The 306-nt window shown below is 43.1% G+C and carries 1 protein-coding gene; it reads right to left on the reverse strand.

All coding sequences use genetic code 11. From position 1 onward, the window contains the following. A partial coding sequence (locus tag ACNQ0W_RS25530; protein ID WP_417933327.1) for a sodium:solute symporter family transporter occupies positions 1 to 306 on the reverse strand: 306 nt, incomplete at both ends.

The following is a 306-nucleotide window of genomic DNA, read 5'->3' on the forward strand; positions in this document are numbered from 1 at the left end:
ATTTGTACCCATGTGGTTGCTAGCATTCCGCCGAAAATAACGTAAGCCATCATGAGCAAGCCGACAATCACAACTGCAATGTTATAGTTCAAACCAAATAATAGTTTGATGAGCTGACCTGCCCCTACCATTTGTGCAATCAAATAGAACGCGACTACAACGAGCGAGCTGAAAGCAGCTAAAGTACGAACTGGTTTTTCTTCAAGACGGAATGAAACTACGTCTGAAAGGTTATATTTACCAAGGTTACGTAAGCGTTCTGCCACCAAGAATAAAACGATTGGCCAACCGACCATGAACCCGAGT

Origin of the sequence: Enterobacter cloacae complex sp. 6730903, assembly GCF_048283985.1 — a bacterium.
Taxonomy (GTDB): Bacteria; Pseudomonadota; Gammaproteobacteria; order Enterobacterales; family Enterobacteriaceae; genus Enterobacter; species Enterobacter hormaechei_C.